This is a genomic window from Streptococcus sp. SO4 (assembly GCF_030440055.1).
GTDB lineage: Bacteria > Bacillota > Bacilli > Lactobacillales > Streptococcaceae > Streptococcus > Streptococcus nidrosiense.
The window spans coordinates 1-17,625 of record NZ_JAQFJI010000009.1 but is presented as its reverse complement, the minus strand read 5'-3'; the positions used below and the strand labels follow the sequence as shown (position 1 = coordinate 17,625).

Below are 17,625 nucleotides of genomic sequence, written 5' to 3'. Positions count from 1 at the left end.
CTTCTACCCCTCCACACTTGAAAATTTTGTGTATTCTTTGTGAAAATACAACTTCACTGTCCCCAGGCTACCATGCCGATTCTTTTCCAGGATCAGCTCAGTCACGTTGTTTGCTTCTTGACTGTCGGCTTGCTCTTTCTGATAGTAGGCATCACGATACAAGAATGCTACAATGTCTGCATCTTGCTCAATAGATCCAGATTCTCGCAAGTCTGCCAACATGGGGCGCTTATCTTGTCTCTGCTCAACTGCACGGCTTAACTGTGACAAGGCAATGACAGGTACTTTCAAATCCTTAGCTAGTATCTTCAATTCCCTTGAAATTTCTGAAACGATCTGTTGACGATTCTCGCCCTTTGCCCCAGTTATCAACTGCAAGTAGTCAATGATAATGACACCCAGACCGCCCATTTCTTGAGCGAGCTTTCGAGCATTTGAGCGTATCTCTGAAATCCGAATACCCGCAGTATCGTCCACAAAGATAGGCGCATCATAGAGATTATTTTGGGCCTGTACCAGCCGTTTCCATTCGTCAGTACTCAAATTCCCAGTCTTCAGATGATAAGCTGGAACCATGCCCTCTGATGCCAACATACGCTCGATCAGTTCCTCTGCACCCATTTCAAGCGAGAAGATAACTGCAGGCTTTCTTTTCTTCGTAGCCACATACTTTGCAATGTTCAATGCTAACGCCGTTTTCCCCATTGCAGGTCGCGCAGCAAGGATGATAAGATTTCCTTCATGAAGGCCTGTTGTAATCTTATCTAGTCCGACAAATCCAGTAGACAGACCAGTCACGAATCCATCTGTCTGTGAGCGAGTCTCGACTATCTGCATGTGTGTATCAAGAATATCGGCCACATTACGAAATCCTGTCCCTGCATTTTGATTACTGATATCCAGTAGAGATTTTTCAGTTTTAGCAATGATGTCACCAATCGATACATCACCTTGATAAGCACTAGATAACGAATCCGACAAGTCAGCAATTACTTTCCGAAGCGTAGCCTTTTCTTTAACGAGTTTGGCATAATGCTCCACATTCTTTGATGTTGGAGTTGAGTTCACTAACTCGACAACGTAGGTGATTCCCCCAATATTTGAAATGTCACCCTGATTAGTAAGAGCAGAAATCATGGTAGTAGCATCGATTGGCTCACCTTTTTCGAGCAGAGACAACATGGTTTTAAATACGATCTTGTTGGCAGGCTTGTAAAAATCGTCAGGAGTCAATTCGTCTGCAAGTGACGTCATCGTTTCTGGTGAGATAAAGACTGCACCCAGAACCGACTGCTCTGCTACTAGATCATGAGGTAGTATTCTAAAATCTTCACTCATGCGCTATCCTCCCAATACTTCTCCAAATCCACAGTCATCACTGCAGCAAGGTTCTTTTGCTCGGTTAGGATTTGTCTGCGATAAGGCGCAAGACCAGCTTGTCGCTCCTCCTCATTTCGTGGCAAGTAATATCCGTTCGGCTTCATTTTCTTAGCTACGATAGGATGACCAAAATTGACACGCAAGCTCTCGATGATTTCTTCTACCTTACGTTTTGAGAGCCCAGTTTCTAAACGAATTTCACTGGCTTGGATTGGCAAGTCGAAGGTCGCACAATTGATAATCATGTTTAAGACACGAATTTCTAACTCATTCATACTGCGACTAACACTCATATCTTTGCCCTCCATTTTCTTGGATTCTGGCGAAAATTCATGGTCATTTCTTTGTAGAGCAAGCGCCCATTTTCTTCTAAGAGGTTGGTATTTTGACTTCTTAGAAGATCATTATTTCTTGCTTCTTCCTGATAGTCACTAGCCAGTCTGTCATAATCTTCGATACATTCTCTAAAACTATGAGGCACATCCTCAATCGTTGAAGGAAGTCCGACAGGTGGTTGGGAATCATAGGTGAATCCTCTATCACAGTTTTTCAGGTTTCTTCGTGCAACCTCTCTGAAGTCTTCAGATTCTTCAATGATGATCACTGTTTTTTGTTCAGCTTCTTCTTCATTTTTAGCAGTCAGTAACATCAGGATAAAGATCCCGATAAAGATTGACACTAAGCCAAGCAATTGGCTTGATAAAGTTGGTTCTGTCATTTTATTCTCCTTACGCCCTCAATTTTCGTACTTCTTTTTCTAATTCCAAAATTTCATAAACATCATTGACATCGTACATAGTATCTTTCCCCTGTTTGCGAAATCTTAATCCTTTGCGTTCTAGCATCTTAACATAGCCATGAGTAAAGCCGAACTTCTTCATCAAAGCTTGTTGATTGATTGGCATGCGATCATTCTCTAACTGCTCCTTGACCTGCTTTTCAGCAAAGGCCAATAATTGATTCGTGAACAATTCAGCACTTTCGCCGTCCAATCGTAATTGTAACGTTATACCTTCCATTTTTTTCATCCTCTCAACTATGCGGGCAAGCATTTTTGTGATATAATGGTTTAAATTGTTTAAGTATGTGCCTGACTTTCGTTAGGCGCTTTTTTGCGTTGTTCATAGTGCTCATTTTCTATTACGGTTAAACCGCAATGTTGTGTAAAAAAATAATGTCATCAATAGACACATCAAAAGTAGTAGCGATTTGATAAGCTTGGGTTACAGTAGGTTCTGTTTTTCCTCGCTCCCAATTTCCCCAAGTGTCAACAGAGACGTCAATAGCCTCTGCTGCATCCACTTGTCGCCAGTTCTTTAGGGTTCGCAATGTTTTAAGAGTCATTTTTGGCATGTTGCTGTCCTTTCTATCATTTTTTTATAATTGACTAGCTCAACTATAATTACATTACAATGCGGTTAAACCGCAATGTCAAGTGTTTTTTGCGTTTTCCCCGTATTTTTTTATTTTTTTCTTTACTTTTTTGCGTTTTTGCCGTAATATATACTATATAAAGGAGTAATAAAAATGAGCAATAATAAAAGTAAAGAAATTTTTTCTGCGAACTTAGAAAATTTGATGAGTAGCAGAGGGATTGATAGAAATAAGCTCTGTTCTGATCTCGGATTGAAGTACACTACTGTAAGAGATTGGTTAAAGGGTATAACTTATCCTCGGATAGGGAAAATCGAATTACTTGCAGACTATTTCGGTGTTAATAAATCGGACTTGATAGAAGATAAGACTCAAGAAGGAAAAGAAGTAAAAATCCCTACTTCCCCTCTTGTTCAAAAAATAACTGAAAAAGTTGTAAAGTTGTCGACTCCAAGAAAACAAAAAGTTCTGAACTATGCTAATGAACAATTAAAAGAGCAGAATAATAAAGTGATTATGATTGAGGAAAAGCTTTTTGAATACCGTGTTTTTGAAAAACTTTCAGCTGGTACTGGGTTCTCATACTTCAACGACGGTAACTATGACACTGTTTTTTACGATAAAGATCTAGACCATGATTTTGCTTCTTGGGTTTTCGGAGATTCCATGGAACCTAAGTATATGAATGGAGAGGTCGTTCTTATCAAAGAAACTGGTTTTGACTATGATGGTGCTATCTATGCAGTTGATTGGGATGGCCAAACTTATATTAAGAAAGTATATAAAGAAAAAGACGGTCTTAGACTCGTCTCTATCAATAAAAAATATAAAGATAAATTCGCACCATTTGACGAAGATCCGAGAATTATTGGAAAAATAGTCGGAAATTTCATGCCGATTGAAAATTAAAAGGAGAAAGTTATGAAAATAGGAATGAGAAAACCAAGTCTAACTAAAAGTCTAAAAGCTAGAACTACTAGCAAATGGAAAAGGCAGGCTAAAAAAGCTATTATCCCTGGATATGGTAAGAAAGGCGTGGGATGGATAAAGAATCCCAAGAAAGCCATGTATAACAAGGTCTATCATAAGACAACGTTTGGTCTTTCGGATTTGCTAAAACCTTCTAAAAAGAGAAAGAAAAAAGTAGTCATAAAAAAACAACAATCTATTTTGTCATCTAACGGTAAAAAGCAACACACTCCCAAAGACCATAAAGAAGCTGGCATTGTGCTAATGGTCTTAGGTGCAATTTTCCTATTTTTATTTCCACCTCTCGGCTTCTTCTTGTTTATTACTGGTTTTATAACTTACATTATTGGCCGTCTAACTGCAAAGCGAGAGAAAAAGAAGAAAGTTGAAAATTACAGTCCACAGATTGATACAATTGTTTTCCGAGATGATTTCTTGTTGATGGGGACAAATTATCATAAAGAAGAGGCTGAGATTGCAGCTGATTTTCTTTCCAAGGGTGTCCATTATTTTGGAAAAGATAATAAGAACTTGAAATCTTATATGCTTGAAACATATAAACCTGTTTACAAATACAATAAATTAAAAACAGTAGACGTTCAACTATTACCAGAACCTTCAAATCCGCATGATAAAAATGCTGTCAAGGTTTTAGTGAACAATATTTTTGTTGGATACTTACCAACTATGATTGCATCACAAATTTCATCATACATAGCTAATTCAAATTACCGATACGATGCAATCCTTACTGGTAGAGGTGGACCATATAAAACCCTAAATATTGAAACCGAAAGAGTTGTTACCCATGAAAAAGAATTGACGTATTATCTAGATTTAACAGTATGGCGCCTAGCCAAAAAATAATAAAAAAACCCCCACACTCTCCATCGCCAAACTTTGAGTGTGAGGTTTCGATTTCCATCAAGCAAGCAATGGAAAAGATGATAAAAAAATACAACTATAGTTTATCATAAATTCTACACCTTTTCAACTATGCGGGCAAGCAATCGAAAAGAAAGGACTTTTATGATAAAAAAATACATTACAAAAAAAGGAGAGACTAGATATCTCTTTCAAACATACCTGGGCATAGACCCTGCAACTGGAAAAGAAAAACGCACCACACGCCGTGGTTTTAAAACGATTAAAGAGGCCAAGGCTGCCGAACGTGACCTTCTCTTAGATGTTGAAGAAAATGGTTTTTCAAACAATGAGGATTTCCAGAACCCTACTTTCGCTGAAGTCGCTGAGTTATGGCTTGATAGCTTTAAAAGTACTGTAAAACCAACAACATATCAGAACGTTAAGAAAAAACTTAATGTTATGATTGACTCATATTTTACAGATATGAAGATTAAGCAGATCAGTGTCGCTTATTGTCAGAAGATTGCTATAAAGTTAAGTAATCGCTATGTCCTCTATGCCAATTACTACTCTGTTATTAGCCGTATTTTCAAGTATGCCGCTTCTCTTGACATCATTAAGTCAAATCCCTTAGACAAGATTATCAAGCCTAAAAATAAACCCTTAAAGGGCAAAGAAAACTACTATACAAAACAGGAGCTAACGGATTTTCTTAAAGTTTCCAAAGTAAATTTTAAGCCTGTAGACTACACTTTTTTCCACTTACTCGCTTTTTCTGGCTTGAGAACTGGAGAAGCTATCGGTCTCATATGGTCAGATGTTGACTTTGAAAATAAACGGTTAAGCATTTCTCGCACGGCTGTCGTGATTGGCAAAAAACAAACTGTTCAGGATCCTAAAACCAAAAGAAGTAAGAGGGTTATCACCTTGGATGATGAAACTCTGAATGTTTTGAAACTCTGGAAACGACAGCAAATAAAAGAATATTTCCAGGCTGGTGTGCCTTACAAACATGATTCGAATTATATTTTTACGAATGACATAGGGGGATGGCTTTTAGCCGCAACTATGAAAGTGAAGCTTAGCAGATTCTTTTGTAAACACAAAGATCTTAAAAAAATTTCGCCTCACGGATTTAGGCATACACATGCTTCTCTTCTGTTTGAAGCTGGTGTTACAGCGAAAATCATTTCAGATAGACTCGGTCACAATAATGTTCAAATCACCCTTGATATGTATACCCACATCAATGATAATCAACGTGTTGAAGTCGTTGACCAGTTCATGGATTTCATCCGCTCCAGCTAAAAGTAAAGTCGTATTCAATCTCGTATTCACTTTTGCTTAACACGCTAGAAGTCCACTGGTTTCAAAGGATTAGCAAGCTGTGTTCTATTTATGGTATAATGAAAGAATGAAATACCCAAAAATTGATTTAAAAGAAGTTCGTCAACAAGCTAAACAGTTTCAAGCTGAACATCCACGTCTATTGCTTGTCTTTTTATTACCAAGCATTTTCCTGATTCTATCCAGCTTTATAAGTCCATTATCCTTACTTGATGAGGGGATTCTTGAGCAATCCTTCTTTACTTTTTTGATGAGCTTGATCCAGTCTTCACTCTTTCCTCTAGCAGTCGGATTTACAAGTTCTATTATCCTAGCTGGTGCTCTGTTTACAACCATTAATCTTTATAGAATTTCCGAGATAGAGCTTTCCTTTAAAGATAGCCTGTCCTTACTTGACAACCGCTTCTTCACCCAGACCTTTCTGACTCTCTTGCTCAAGCGTTTCTATCTCTTTTTGTGGAGCATCCCTAATCTTTTTGGTGTCTACTTGCTCTTTTATAGCAGTGCCATGGCTCGTAAATTTGTAGAACTTCATCCCGAATTTCCAGCCGTAGACGTCACCAATTCAGATATCGAACATTTTCTGCTCACTTTTGCACTCTACTTCTTTGGTAGCGTCTTTCTGATGATTTTGGGAACCATTGCCTATCTGCCGCAATACTACGCTTATTCCCAAGTAGAGCTTCTCCTTTGCGATACCCTTGCAATTGGAATTGCCAAGCCAAGTCGCGTACTCAAAACCAGTCGCTTCCTTATGAAAGGCTATAAGTTCCAACGCTTCGTCCTTGATTTACAGCTACTTCCTTGGTATCTCCTTATCTGGATCAGCTTCGGAATTGCGAGCATCCCTACTTTCCCTTATATCTATAGTAGTCAATTCTTCTTTTATCAAAGATTACTCGAAATCAAGCGGAGAAAAGTTTAATGTGAATGATTAAAACCAGCACCTTCTATGGAAAGTGCTGGTTGTTTTTATTTCAAGAAAAGGATACTCAAGAGTGCTAAGATTGCTGGGCCACCTTGCTTGAGAATGATTTTTTTATCTGCTGTTAAGGCACCATAAGTAGCTGCTCCTATGACAAATAAAACAAAGATTGTTACGATTTCTAAGCTATGTGAGAAATAAATTCCGTAAATAAGAAATACCCCAATCAAGGCATTATAAATTCCTTGGTTTTTGAAAAGTGAGGTTACAGATGGTCGAGTCAACTCTTCCATTTCTATATTAAAGACTCGACTGGTGGCGTCTGATTGGGTTGCGATACTCTCCAAATAAAAGATATAAAAATGTTCGAGGGCAACAATAGTTGCTAAAATAGTAGTAATGATTGACATCGTTTTCTCCTTAAAATTCTATTTTTTCTAATCCTGATACTAGTTTTGTCAACAAAGCTGTCAGGTCTTGCTGCTCAGTAGAGGATAAGATGGTCTCCATCTGTTCCTTCACTCGCAAGTGTTGTTTAGGCGGATTGACCAAGAGTTGATTCTTGGCTTCTTGGGTTAATTCAACTAAGACTTCTCGTTGATTAAGCGGATTACGTTTGCGACTGACATAGCCCTCTGACTCCAGTATCTTAAAATGACGGGTCAAGGCTGCCTGGTCAATTTGTAACTTATCCTGAACGGCAATCTGGTTACAGGGTGACTGTTGCAGTAAAAATTGCAGGATTTGATAGCGGGTCAAACTAATTCCCAATTGTTTCTCAAAAAGTTGAGTGATGGTCTGATCTGTTAAATGGAGCTGGTACAGTAATTCATGCATTTTTAGTATTTTCTCCTTTCTTCGATATTTGATTTATCAATAATTGACTTATCAAGTATAATACAGAAAGATTAAAAACGCAACTATTTTGCTCACTCCGAAAAATAGCCTCTTGGTTTCAATCCCAAAAGGCTATTACTTCTATATTCTAAATAAAATCAAGCTATTAGCCTACCAAGTCTACTCCAGTAATTTTTCCCTCTTGATTAATCACAACTTCGATGGCGTGGCCTGCAAAAATTTCCTCGCTATCATCATAGTAGAGAGTTAATTGCCCCTCTTCGTTGACAGAGAGTTCACTCAAGAAAAGAGAGTTGGTAAAATACTCTTCTGTTAACTCCACATCATTTTCATCTGAATCAATCCAGTCTTGAGCTGTTTCCCACAATTCTTTGACGATATAGTCTTTAATCTTAGCATCTTGAACTTGGAAAGATCCCATAAATTTCTTTAAATCATCGAAAGAACTTGGAGGAAGACTTTCATCTGCACCCGCATCAAACATAGCATGAATCTTAACGCCCTCATAAGTGATGAAGCCCTCAAACCAAGAATAGGCTCTATTTAGGGTGAACTCGCCAATAGCGTCTTGAATGATAACAGGTTTTTGATAGCTTTCAATCAAGGTCTCTAACCTAGAGTCCGTGGATTGGTCATCTAGGTATTCCAGCAAGCGGTAGCAGTTGTTAGCCACTTCTGACATATAAGGCTCTAGCTCCATGAAGGGGCGTTTTTGGCATTTAATACGATGAATTTTGTAGGGCTCAAAGCTAAACCCCCAATGCTTTTCTTCAAATTCTTCTGGAGTCAAGAGCCATTCCAAACGTCCTTCAAGTTCAGAAAAGTCCTGAGTTTCGACATTGACACTAGCTTTAAAATGAACGGACGGTATCTTGCATCCATCTTTTAAAGAGATTGCTCCATTTACATTTTGGAGGGTAAAAATCAAGAGTTCGACAATTTCTCCAGTAAATTCCTGTTCAAAATCATTTCTTGTTTTCTCAAATGGAGTTTTTAATCGGTTTATCATCCTTATCATCCTTTCTCCTTATGCTTAAAATCGTTAACACGATTTTGTATTCGCTTACATTCTAGCATGTTTTAGATTTTATTTCACTTAGAAAGTGTGTCATAACAAAAAAAGAAGCTACACTTTTGAATGTATAGCTTCTTATTAATCATTAGTTCATAGATACGTGAACGTGGTCATAGTGGTTTTCTGTAACGCTACCACGGTCTGGCATTGGATTCCAAGTGTAGGCTGGTCCGTATTTGCTATCGATTGGTGCATAGAAACGTTGTTTCCAGATGATGTAGCTGATGCCACGGCTAGCCATATTTTGGATAGCATAATCTGCAATTTGGTCTCCAAGAGCAGAGCTTACTGGAACCATAAAGTCAATGGCAAGTCCTTTTCCGTGGTCTCCACTATCTCCTGGACGGTAACCACTAAATGATGTGATTCCGAACAAGTTAGCTACTTCCTCTTTAAAGGCAGCCGTTTGTGGCTGAAGACCTGCATTTTCTGATTTTGAAGCTGCAATACTTGCATAATCAGATGCTGCTGGTGCTGCATAAGTCGCTGATGAAGCTTGGCTTGCTTCAGCTTGATAAGTTGATGGTGCTGATTGAGTCTCTGTTACAGTCTCTGTGACTGGTGCTTCTGTTGTAGTCGTTTCTTCCACTACAGGTGTTTCTGCGACCGGCTCTTCCACTGGTGCTGAAACTTCTGCAACGGCTCCTGTTGTTGTTTCTGCTGCAGATCCTTCTGCTGGTATTGCAACTTCAGTAGTGGCTTCTACTACTGACTCTTCTACCGGTGCTACAACTTCTGTAACGGCTTCTGTTGTTGCTTCTGCGACTGGCTCAGCTACAGTTGTTTCTGCAACTGGTTGAGTTAAATCTTCAACCTGTACAGTTTGGTCATCTACAGTGACTTGGTTGGTTGTCAAATCTGCTGTTGCAGTTGTTCCTTCGCCACCTTGAACTGTATCAGGGGTTTGAATTTCAACCTCTGTCACTTCTTCTTTTTCATTGACAGTTGTTGTAAGGACTGTCTCAGGGAAGATCAAATCAATATTACTGATCTTGTTCAAGTTAGCAAGAACGGTCACATCCACTCCCAAAGCTTCGGCAATGGTACTTAAGGTATCACCATACTGAATCGTATAGCTTGTTTTATTCTCACTCTTGGTAACATCGTTTTGAATTTGCTCAACACTACGCGCTGTCCATACTAGTTCTTCTGCTTGAGTTGCCAATACTGGGGCAAGGGACAAGGCTACTGTTGATGCTAAAATAATTCTTTTCTTCATACTATCAAACTCCTTTTCAAATGTAGTACCTGTCTATCATAACACAAAGAAAATAGAAAAAAAGCCCTTTTGGGGCTATTTAACAGAACTGTACATTCGTTGTAACAAATCACATTACTTGAAATAGTTTGTTAGTTTCTTGTCATCAAGCTGACACATTCTTCTTGAAGAAAATTCTAGAAGGAAAGCGAGCTAATGTCTTCTAAATGCTCTATCTGTTGATTACAAGCTGCGGGAGAGGCAAGAAAATTGATACTCTGAATCCCACTATTTTGAGAAAATTCGATATCCAAAGTCCGATCACCGATATAATAAGTTTGCTGAGGATCTAGTTCATACTTATCTAGAAGATAAATCGCAGCTTCTGGACTAGGCTTCCGAGAAAAGCCACTTTGATTGGTTAAAATTTCTGTGAAATAGTGGGCCAAACCCAAATTTTCCAAAATTGTAAAAGCATTATCCCCTTTATGGGTATAAACAAACTGCTCAATTCCTTGCTGATCTGCCCAAGCTAAGATTTCACGCGCCCCCGGCATCAGAACAACTTGAGCATTCTTCTCAGCCAAACTCTGAGCACGAACCTGATTGAGCATATCAGCATCCAAGCCTCTTTCTTCTCCCACCTTTTCCAACAGATCTTGAACGGAAGTTTGTAGAATAAAGGCACGAACCTCAGCCTTATCATAAGGAATGTCAAACTGGGCAAAAGTCTCTTCGATTCCTGCTAAAATAGCCTCATAAGAGTCCAACAAGGTCCCATCTAAATCCCAGATAAATCCAATTTTTTTCATATGTCATCCTTTCAAAGAGATATATTGCTTATAACGATAGCGTAGGAAAATCCAACGGAAACCATTATCCAAAAGCGTTCCTGCCCAGATACCAGGCAAGCCCCAACCAAGAACAATTCCCATCAGATACCCTGTTCCGATACGGATACACCACATTCCGATACTTGTCGCATAAAAGGGAAGTCGGGCATTTCCCAAACCTTGCCAGACAGCTGTATAAATGACTGTCCCCGTCGTCATAGGAGTCCCTAGTAGAGAGAACAGCGTCACCATAACACTTGCTTCAATAGCCACAGGATCACTAGTGTAGAGGTGACTTAGGGGCGTTCCCAGAGCATAGATACTGAGTGTTAAGGGCAACATAAGAAAGAGGGAAAGACAAAAAGTTTGCTTACTTAAGTTGTATACCCTTGCCCAATCATCTTCTCCAACTGCTCGAGCCACCTGCATGACTGTTGCTGTAGCGACACCAAAGGCTGGCATGTAGTTAAACTGGGTCAAGACTTCACCGATTGCATTTCCTGCGACTGCCTCAGTTCCGAAAGAAACAACCAAGGCAATAATGACCACATCTCCAGCTCGCATCATGAGACGTTCTCCCGCTGCAGGTAAAGCCAAAGTCAGCAAGTCTTTGTCCAGTCCAAAATTTGGTCTCGTATATGGAAGTTTTAATTGTGACCACAAAATCACAACCCCGACCAAACGAGACAAAATAGTCCCCCAAGCTACACCAGCTATCCCCATATCAAGGATAAAAATGGCGACACTTGAAAATAGGATGTTTAAAGCATTGGATAAAAAACTCACATAAAGGGGAAGTCGAGGATTGTGGGTGGCGCGAATCAAGGCTCCCAGACTAGTCATCAAGCCCAAGAGGACGATTGTCCCACCGACCAAAGCTAGGTATAGTCCACCACTCTCAGCTACAGACGCTTCTGTTCCTAAAAGGACAATCATCTCTCGTCCTGCAAAGATGGATAAGGCCCCTAAAACTAAACTCAGTAGCAAAGTAATCTTAAGTGCTTCTGTCACATGATAGGCTAGTCTAGACTGGTCCTTCTGCCCCACACTTTTGGAAATGACACTGGAAATCGCAGCTCCTAGAGCAATAAAAATTGCCTGGTAAATGGTGATAATATTGCCCGCTACAGATACACCCGAAATGGCTATCAAACCTAGATGGGCTACCAGATAGCTGTCCACCATTCCCATGAGCATCTGCAAGAAATTTTCACCCATGGCTGGCAGAGCTATGTTGAGAATGTCTTTATTTTTCTTAAACAATCCTTCCTCCTGATGAAAAGAAACTCAGTTAGTTGCCCAACCGAGTTTACTTCCTCTGTTTTAAAGTCCTAGATAAGATTCTACTGCAGTCTGCATCTCTGCTGCTGCAACAGTTGTCTTGTGACGAACTGGAGCTGTTTCGAGGCCATCAACTGCTGGTGGCACTGCTACTCCTGAAATTTCGTGTAATTGAGCCAAGGCTTCAAAGTCGCTAAGACCTGATTTTCCTGTCACAGCTTCTACTGCAACCACTGGGAATTTGTATGGACTAGCTGTTGATGCAATCACTGTCTTGGTCGCATCACCAGTCGCTGCTTGGTATTTTTTAAATACAGCTGAAGCAACTGCTGTATGAGGATCCTCGATGTAAGAATCTGACTCGTAGACACGCTTGATTTCTGCTGCGGTTTCCGCTTCTGTCGCATACTCTGCCGCAAAAAGATCAAGAATCTCTGCATCAAAATCTGTCAACTCATACTGACCTTGAGTGTTCAAAGCATCCATGAGTTCAGCTGTCTTAACCGCATCATTACCCAAAAGGTGGAAAATGAGACGCTCCAAGTTTGAAGATACCAAGATATCCATAGATGGGCTAGTGGTCACCTTAAACTCACGCTTCTTGTCGTAAACACGAGTTTTGAAGAAGTCTGTTAAAACATTGTTGTCATTTGAAGCACAGATCAGTTTCCCAACTGGTAGGCCGATTTGCTTCGCATAAAAGGCTGCTAGGATATTCCCAAAGTTTCCTGTCGGAACGGTGAAGTTGACCTTGTCACCAGCCTTAATCTCACCAGTTTTAACAAGCTGAGCGTAGGCATACACATAATAGACAATTTGTGGGACCAAACGGCCAATGTTCATAGAGTTGGCTGATGAAAATTGCAACTTGTTAGCTGCCAATTTTTCACGAAGAGCCACATCGTTGAACATATGCTTGACGTTGGTTTGAGCATCGTCAAAGTTTCCATCGATAGCGATGACATGAGTATTATCCCCAGTTTGAGTGGTCATTTGCAACTCTTGTACCTTGCTGACACCATCTTTTGGATAAAAGACGATAATTTCAGTTCCAGGAACATCCGCAAATCCTGCCATGGCAGCTTTCCCAGTGTCCCCAGATGTCGCTGTCAAAATGACAATCTTGTTTTCCAAGCCGTGTTTCTTAGCTGCCGTTGTCATAAAGTATGGCAAGATAGACAAGGCCATGTCTTTAAAGGCAATGGTTGAACCGTGGAAAAGTTCCAAGTTGTATTGGCCATCGAGTTTGACAAGAGGAGCAATGGCTGGCGTATCAAACTTGCTGTCATAGGCATTGTTGATACAGTAGTCCAACTCTTCAGCTGTAAAATCATCCAAGAAGGCTGACAAGACAAGCTTAGCTACTTCCTGGTATGAAGCGTCCTTTAATGTGTCAAAATCCAAATCTACCTTTGGATAACTAACCGGAGTAAATAAGCCTCCATCTGTTGCCAAACCTTGCAAAATCGCTTGGCTGGCTGTTACGGTATTTTTTGCGTCTCGCGTTGATTGATAAACTAATGTCATAAATCTGTATCCTTTATCTATAGTCTCATCCATTATAACATGATTTTTCAGAAAATTCTTCCTTTATAAGAAAATTATAGAGTCAATTTTTCTTTCAAAGGCTCTAAATAGGTTGTTTCTTGCTGACCTCTCATTTCAAGACCTTGCTCTGCTATAGCTAGCAAATCTTTTGAGAATTGAACAATTCCAGCTGTCTCCTCGTCTGAAAGCTGTTTCTTAGAAAACTGGCGTCTCAATGACTTGTAGTCACGACCAAAGTGCTCAAAGAAAGGAGCTGTCTCTAGGTAAGCTTCAAGCTTGTCTAGATTTACCAACAAACCTATATGAAAGGCTGCTGAAGCAAAGGTTCGGTCTAGGGGTTGCGTACAAACACTACGGAATTCAACCGTCCCTCGAGTTGTTAGGTCTTGATATTGGTAACTACGGTGCGTCTGGAAATCCTTCTCTTGAGGAACCAGAAGAGTTTCTTTTCCATTTAGAGTATAGGCAAGAATTTCATCAGTAGCTAGGTAATCTCTAGCCCGAATCGGAGAAAAATAGTAGGTTTCCCCATCTCGTTCTGCTGTAAAAATCGCAGAGCGGTCTAGATAATCAAAAAAATCATCCTCATCTTTGAAGAGTCTGGCATTGACACCAACATTCTCTGGATAAATCCCATGCATGGAAGCTTCCCAAAAAATATCCCGTGAAATCAAAGTATCCCATTCTGCTCCCGAAAACTCAGAATTGGCAAATAAGAAAGCTTTGCCTGCTTCAAGTTGAGTGAAAGCATTGATGACACGTAGGTAGTTAGCAGTCGATACGTCCAACTGAACTTGACTCCCACAGATAAAAGCACCGTATTGTGGAAAGTCATGTAAAGAAACAGATTCCTGATTGTTGCCCATCTTCAGATAGTCCATTAACATCTGGTAGCGAGGATATGCGACAGGCCTATTATCATTGATATCCCAATTCGGGTGAATCCCCCAACCTTGAATAGCATGGTCCTTTTCTCCTAGCTTTTTCTGGATTACCTTCATATAAGTTTCAAAACGACCTTCAACCTCTTGGATATTCTGAACTCGACCAAAGGCAAACTCCAAGGTCGTGTAGGAAACCTCAAACAGAATCCGATCTTGACTCACCGGTTCTACAAGTTGAATCGGATTGCCATCCTGGTCTTCCTTTTCAACTTCCAGACTGAGAGCATCAACCAAAAAACGCATCAAGTCCTTGCTGACTTCAATATCTGTAGGCTGGCCTTTCGTATGAACGATAGGAAACTCCAACTCAATACCGATGTAGAGTTCTGGATTTTCTTTGATATTTTTTAAATAACGTTTTTTCAATAACTGAATTGAAGGGGACATACACACCTCTCATTCTAACTTCTCATACTAGAAAATAAATTACTCTCTATTATACCAAAATCTCCTAGAGAAGGAACTCAGAAAATTTGCTGAAAACCTTAAAGAGGCTATCTAAAGTTAACTTTTCTAGCATTTATAGGTATTTACTCGCCAATGCATCAATCATACTTGTTCAATTTTCACAGTCTTATCAACCGGTTAAGCGATTACATGTTTTTTTACCTCAAAACCATTGTACTATAGTAAATATAGTGATATACTTCACATATAAGTAAATAAGAGGGCAGTTCAAATTCGACTTCACTTGAAAACCTCTCAAGCCAAGCCCCTTTCCCACTGCACCTCAGCGACTAACCAAGGAGGATAGCTATGAAAGCTGTTGTTGTAAATCCAGAAAGTACTGGTGTTGCTATTGAAGAAAAAGTTCTCCGTCCACTCGAAACTGGGGAAGCTCTTGTAGAAGTTGAGTACTGTGGTGTCTGCCACACTGACCTCCACGTTGCCCATGGTGACTTTGGTAAAGTTCCAGGACGTGTTCTCGGTCACGAAGGTATCGGTATCGTCAAAGAAGTTGCTCCTGATGTTAAAAGCTTAAAAGTTGGCGACCGTGTCAGCGTAGCTTGGTTCTTTGAAGGCTGTGGTATGTGTGAATACTGTACAACCGGACGCGAAACTCTTTGCCGTTCCGTAAAAAATGCAGGCTACTCAGTTGACGGTGGTATGGCTGAACAATGTATCGTAACTGCAGATTATGCTGTTAAGGTTCCAGATGGTCTCGATCCAGCCCAAGCTTCTTCTATCACTTGTGCCGGTGTTACTACATACAAGGCTATCAAAGAAGCAAAAGTTGAACCAGGCCAATGGGTTGTCCTCTATGGTGCTGGTGGCCTTGGTAACTTGGCTGTCCAATACGCTAAAAAAGTATTCAACGCTCACGTTATCGCAGTTGATATTAACAATGATAAACTTGCCCTAGCTAAAGAAGTTGGTGCAGATATCGTGATTAACGGTCTTGAAGTCGAAGATGTTCCAGGTCTTATCAAAGAAAAAACAAACGGTGGTGCTCACTCAGCTGTCGTAACAGCTGTATCAAAAGTTGCCTTCAACCAAGCAGTTGACTCTGTTCGTGCAGGCGGTCGTGTAGTAGCTGTCGGACTCCCTTCAGAAATAATGGATCTAAGCATCGTCAAAACAGTTCTTGACGGTATTCAAGTCATCGGATCCCTTGTTGGAACACGTAAAGATTTGGAAGAAGCCTTCCAATTTGGTGCTGAAGGTCTTGTTGTTCCAGTCGTTCAAAAACGCCCTGTCGAAGATGCTATTGCTGTCTTTGATGAAATGGCTGCTGGAACCATCCAAGGTCGTATGGTTCTAGACTTTACCCACTAAGATAAATAATAAATGCCAAAACGAGGTCGGGACAGAAGATCCCACCTCGTTTTTTTGTGGCTCTTTGTCAACTGTAGTGGGTTGAATAAAAGCTAACATCTGGAGAGGACAATTGTTGTCCTCTCCATTTTTATATTCAGAGCGATGAAAATTCGTTTCTTAAAGTTGTTAAAGTTCCTAAAACCAAAAGCATTTCGTTTGATGAGTTTAATGAGATTATTAGTCGCTTCCAATTTAGCGTTGGAATAGGGCAATTGAAGGGCGTTGACAATTTTCTCTTTGTCCTTGAGAAATGTCTTAAAGACAGTCTGAAAAAGAGGATGAACCTGCTTCAGATTGTCCTCAATAAGTCCGAAAAATTTGTCAGCTTCTTTATTCTGGAAGTGAAAAAGCAAGAGTTGATAGAGATTATAGTGGTGTTTCAAGTCTTCTGAATAGCTCAAAAGCTTGTCTAGAATCTCTTTATTCGTTAAGTGCATGCGAAAAGTAGGGCGATAAAAACGTTTATCACTCAGTTTACGGCTATCTTGTTGGATGAGTTTCCAATAGCGCTTGATAGCCTTGTATTCATGAGATTTTCGCTCAAATTGATTCATGATTTGGACACGAACCCGACTTATAGCTCGGCTTAAGTGCTGAACAATGTGGAAACGATCAAGTACAATTTTTGCATTAGGAAAAAGCTGTTTAGCCAAGTTATAGTAAGGACTAAACATATCCATAGTAATGATTTTCACTCGACATCGGACCGCTCTATCGTAGCGAACAAAGTGATTGCGGATGATAGCTTGTGTTCTTCCCTCAAGAACAGTAATGATATTGAGCTGATCAAAATCTTGTGCGATAAAACTCATCTTTCCCTTGGTAAAGGCATACTCGTCCCAAGACATAATCTCTGGAAGACAAGAAAAATCATGCTTAAAGTGAAAGTCATTGAGCTTACGAATGACAGTTGAAGTTGAAATGGATAGCTGATGTGCAATATCAGTCATAGAAGTCTTTTCAATCAACTTTTGGGCAATCTTTTGGTTGATAATACGAGGAATTTGATGATTCTTCTTAACGATAGAGGTTTCAGCGACTATCATTTTCGAGCAATGATAGCACTTAAAACGACGCTTTTTAAGAAGAATTCTGGTAGGCATACCAGTCGTTTCGAGGTAAGGAATTTTCGACGGTTTTTGAAAATCATATTTCTTCATTTGACATCCGCACTCAGGGCAAGACGGGGCGTCATAGTCCAGTTTAGC

General features: G+C 39.9%; 19 protein-coding genes. 5 read left to right on the top strand and 14 right to left on the bottom strand.

Annotation, left to right across the window (positions count from 1 at the left end):
• Positions 1-3: 3 nt before the first annotated feature.
• The 5 genes from dnaB to PCY08_RS06465 all read right to left on the bottom strand — a co-directional run bounded on the left by dnaB (position 4) and on the right by PCY08_RS06465 (position 2,733).
• Entirely contained in the window at positions 4-1,338 is a 1,335-nt protein-coding gene (gene dnaB / locus PCY08_RS06485; protein ID WP_301559822.1) for a replicative DNA helicase, read from the bottom strand.
• On the bottom strand, positions 1,335-1,673 hold the full coding sequence (locus tag PCY08_RS06480; RefSeq protein ID WP_301559821.1) for a hypothetical protein: 339 nt from the start codon (positions 1,671-1,673) through the stop codon (positions 1,335-1,337). The genes dnaB and PCY08_RS06480 overlap by 4 nt, the downstream gene beginning before the upstream one ends.
• Positions 1,670-2,098, bottom strand: coding sequence for a hypothetical protein (locus PCY08_RS06475; RefSeq protein WP_301559820.1), 429 nt, complete (start codon positions 2,096-2,098; stop codon positions 1,670-1,672). Before PCY08_RS06475 ends, PCY08_RS06480 begins: the two co-directional genes overlap by 4 nt.
• A 10-nt stretch (positions 2,099-2,108) precedes the next feature.
• On the bottom strand, positions 2,109-2,399 hold the full coding sequence (locus tag PCY08_RS06470; RefSeq protein WP_052696554.1) for a hypothetical protein: 291 nt from the start codon (positions 2,397-2,399) through the stop codon (positions 2,109-2,111).
• A 127-nt stretch (positions 2,400-2,526) separates the two neighbouring features.
• Entirely contained in the window at positions 2,527-2,733 is a 207-nt protein-coding gene (locus PCY08_RS06465) for a helix-turn-helix transcriptional regulator (protein ID WP_301559819.1), read from the bottom strand.
• 174 nt (positions 2,734-2,907) lie between these two features.
• Here PCY08_RS06465 and PCY08_RS06460 point away from each other — a divergent pair, with 174 nt between their 5' ends.
• The 4 genes from PCY08_RS06460 to PCY08_RS06445 all read left to right on the top strand — a co-directional run bounded on the left by PCY08_RS06460 (position 2,908) and on the right by PCY08_RS06445 (position 6,862).
• Positions 2,908-3,663 (top strand): helix-turn-helix transcriptional regulator, encoded by a 756-nt coding sequence (locus PCY08_RS06460; RefSeq protein ID WP_301559818.1) that lies wholly within the window; start codon positions 2,908-2,910, stop codon positions 3,661-3,663.
• Positions 3,664-3,675: 12 nt separating this feature from the next.
• Positions 3,676-4,590, top strand: coding sequence for an HIRAN domain-containing protein (locus tag PCY08_RS06455; RefSeq protein WP_301559817.1), 915 nt, complete (start codon positions 3,676-3,678; stop codon positions 4,588-4,590).
• Positions 4,591-4,752: 162 nt separating this feature from the next.
• The gene (locus PCY08_RS06450) at positions 4,753-5,898 is read left to right on the top strand and encodes a site-specific integrase (RefSeq protein ID WP_301559816.1); all 1,146 of its coding nucleotides are present in this window, start codon (positions 4,753-4,755) and stop codon (positions 5,896-5,898) included.
• A gap of 106 nt (positions 5,899-6,004) precedes the next feature.
• On the top strand, positions 6,005-6,862 hold the full coding sequence (locus PCY08_RS06445; RefSeq protein ID WP_075228139.1) for a DUF975 family protein: 858 nt from the start codon (positions 6,005-6,007) through the stop codon (positions 6,860-6,862).
• Positions 6,863-6,909: 47 nt separating this feature from the next.
• Here PCY08_RS06445 and PCY08_RS06440 read toward each other — a convergent pair whose 3' ends face one another.
• From PCY08_RS06440 to PCY08_RS06405, 8 genes are all read right to left on the bottom strand, one after another.
• Complete coding sequence (locus tag PCY08_RS06440) at positions 6,910-7,272, bottom strand: DUF1304 domain-containing protein (RefSeq protein WP_301559815.1); 363 nt, start codon at positions 7,270-7,272, stop codon at positions 6,910-6,912.
• Between the two features lie 10 nt (positions 7,273-7,282).
• Entirely contained in the window at positions 7,283-7,708 is a 426-nt protein-coding gene (locus PCY08_RS06435) for a MarR family winged helix-turn-helix transcriptional regulator (RefSeq protein WP_301559893.1), read from the bottom strand.
• A gap of 157 nt (positions 7,709-7,865) precedes the next feature.
• Complete coding sequence (locus PCY08_RS06430) at positions 7,866-8,729, bottom strand: DUF2262 domain-containing protein (protein WP_367316847.1); 864 nt, start codon at positions 8,727-8,729, stop codon at positions 7,866-7,868.
• Positions 8,730-8,880: 151 nt separating this feature from the next.
• Positions 8,881-10,014 carry a LysM peptidoglycan-binding domain-containing protein gene (locus PCY08_RS06425; RefSeq protein WP_301559813.1) on the bottom strand — a complete coding sequence of 378 codons (1,134 nt, stop codon included), beginning with the start codon at positions 10,012-10,014 and terminating at the stop codon, positions 8,881-8,883.
• A gap of 176 nt (positions 10,015-10,190) precedes the next feature.
• The gene (locus PCY08_RS06420; protein ID WP_301559812.1) at positions 10,191-10,805 is read right to left on the bottom strand and encodes an HAD hydrolase-like protein; all 615 of its coding nucleotides are present in this window, start codon (positions 10,803-10,805) and stop codon (positions 10,191-10,193) included.
• A 3-nt stretch (positions 10,806-10,808) separates the two neighbouring features.
• A complete protein-coding gene (locus tag PCY08_RS06415) occupies positions 10,809-12,089 on the bottom strand; it encodes an MATE family efflux transporter (protein WP_301559811.1) in 1,281 nt (426 codons plus the stop codon).
• A 60-nt stretch (positions 12,090-12,149) separates the two neighbouring features.
• Entirely contained in the window at positions 12,150-13,634 is a 1,485-nt protein-coding gene (gene thrC, locus PCY08_RS06410) for a threonine synthase (RefSeq protein ID WP_301559810.1), read from the bottom strand.
• A 74-nt stretch (positions 13,635-13,708) separates the two neighbouring features.
• Positions 13,709-14,986: a gamma-glutamylcysteine synthetase gene (locus PCY08_RS06405; RefSeq protein ID WP_301559809.1), complete on the bottom strand. Its 1,278-nt coding sequence runs from the start codon at positions 14,984-14,986 to the stop codon at positions 13,709-13,711.
• A 369-nt stretch (positions 14,987-15,355) separates the two neighbouring features.
• On the opposite strand from PCY08_RS06405, the gene adhP reads away from it, so the two are divergent.
• The gene (gene adhP / locus PCY08_RS06400; RefSeq protein WP_301559808.1) at positions 15,356-16,375 is read left to right on the top strand and encodes an alcohol dehydrogenase AdhP; all 1,020 of its coding nucleotides are present in this window, start codon (positions 15,356-15,358) and stop codon (positions 16,373-16,375) included.
• A 92-nt stretch (positions 16,376-16,467) separates the two neighbouring features.
• Here the strand turns inward: adhP and PCY08_RS06395 are convergent.
• A partial coding sequence (locus tag PCY08_RS06395) for an ISL3 family transposase (RefSeq protein ID WP_301559807.1) occupies positions 16,468-17,625 on the bottom strand: 1,158 nt, incomplete at its 5' end.

Excerpts from the sequence above, each read along its gene's own strand:
- adhP (WP_301559808.1), top strand. The coding sequence starts at position 15,356 with ATGAAAGCTGTTGTTGTAAATCCAGAAAGTACTGGTGTTGCTATTGAA.
- PCY08_RS06465 (WP_301559819.1), bottom strand. The coding sequence starts at position 2,733 with ATGCCAAAAATGACTCTTAAAACATTGCGAACCCTAAAGAACTGGCGA.
- PCY08_RS06450 (WP_301559816.1), top strand. The coding sequence starts at position 4,753 with ATGATAAAAAAATACATTACAAAAAAAGGAGAGACTAGATATCTCTTT.
- PCY08_RS06475 (WP_301559820.1), bottom strand. The coding sequence starts at position 2,098 with ATGACAGAACCAACTTTATCAAGCCAATTGCTTGGCTTAGTGTCAATC.
- dnaB (WP_301559822.1), bottom strand. The coding sequence starts at position 1,338 with ATGAGTGAAGATTTTAGAATACTACCTCATGATCTAGTAGCAGAGCAG.
- PCY08_RS06430 (WP_367316847.1), bottom strand. The coding sequence starts at position 8,729 with ATGATAAACCGATTAAAAACTCCATTTGAGAAAACAAGAAATGATTTT.
- PCY08_RS06470 (WP_052696554.1), bottom strand. The coding sequence starts at position 2,399 with ATGGAAGGTATAACGTTACAATTACGATTGGACGGCGAAAGTGCTGAA.
- PCY08_RS06445 (WP_075228139.1), top strand. The coding sequence starts at position 6,005 with ATGAAATACCCAAAAATTGATTTAAAAGAAGTTCGTCAACAAGCTAAA.
- PCY08_RS06420 (WP_301559812.1), bottom strand. The coding sequence starts at position 10,805 with ATGAAAAAAATTGGATTTATCTGGGATTTAGATGGGACCTTGTTGGAC.
- PCY08_RS06480 (WP_301559821.1), bottom strand. The coding sequence starts at position 1,673 with ATGAGTGTTAGTCGCAGTATGAATGAGTTAGAAATTCGTGTCTTAAAC.
- PCY08_RS06405 (WP_301559809.1), bottom strand. The coding sequence starts at position 14,986 with ATGTCCCCTTCAATTCAGTTATTGAAAAAACGTTATTTAAAAAATATC.
- PCY08_RS06425 (WP_301559813.1), bottom strand. The coding sequence starts at position 10,014 with ATGAAGAAAAGAATTATTTTAGCATCAACAGTAGCCTTGTCCCTTGCC.
- thrC (WP_301559810.1), bottom strand. The coding sequence starts at position 13,634 with ATGACATTAGTTTATCAATCAACGCGAGACGCAAAAAATACCGTAACA.
- PCY08_RS06460 (WP_301559818.1), top strand. The coding sequence starts at position 2,908 with ATGAGCAATAATAAAAGTAAAGAAATTTTTTCTGCGAACTTAGAAAAT.
- PCY08_RS06455 (WP_301559817.1), top strand. The coding sequence starts at position 3,676 with ATGAAAATAGGAATGAGAAAACCAAGTCTAACTAAAAGTCTAAAAGCT.
- PCY08_RS06440 (WP_301559815.1), bottom strand. The coding sequence starts at position 7,272 with ATGTCAATCATTACTACTATTTTAGCAACTATTGTTGCCCTCGAACAT.